The organism is Dellaglioa sp. CoH-57-MRSF-17 (assembly GCF_056782015.1).
The window spans coordinates 1-493 of record NZ_JBXAXY010000043.1 but is presented as its reverse complement, the minus strand read 5'-3'; the positions used below and the strand labels follow the sequence as shown (position 1 = coordinate 493).

1 protein-coding gene is annotated in these 493 nt (G+C 53.8%); it reads left to right on the top strand.

Annotated elements, in window-relative coordinates; genetic code table 11:
• On the top strand, positions 1-493 hold a 493-nt coding region (locus AC1RPJ_RS07760), incomplete at both ends, for a hypothetical protein (protein ID WP_481762841.1).

Genomic DNA, 493 nt, shown 5'->3' with positions numbered 1-493 from the left:
ATGCTATGGGGACCGAACTTTACAAACTGAGTTCGCTGTACTTCACGCTCGGGTATAAGAACATTCGATTCTATCCTTCTGGTCCAAAATCGAGCACACTTCGTGGCGACACGCGAATTCTGGCAGCACTCGACGAACTTGGTCTCTTTCCGCTACCCACTGGTGATAGTGAGGAAGACGAAACAAGTGAACGCGCAAACTCTGACGAGGCACACAAGTCGCTGTACAACAGTCTGGGTACGGTTTCGGTAGCTTACGAAAATCTACCGAAGGAAGGTATCCATAGCGCACCGCCCCCACTTCTGTTCAACGTGTCGTCGCCGTACTCGCAGCGCGACAAGATGATGCGGCTGCTGCGGGAATCGCGGACCCCGGACGGTGAGAAAACGATGCTTGGCGTCAACCTAGCAACGTGGGAGATGAACCCGTTTTACACGCGGCAGTCTCAGATCATTGCTACAGCGTACGCCGCTAACCCAGAAAAGGCAGCACG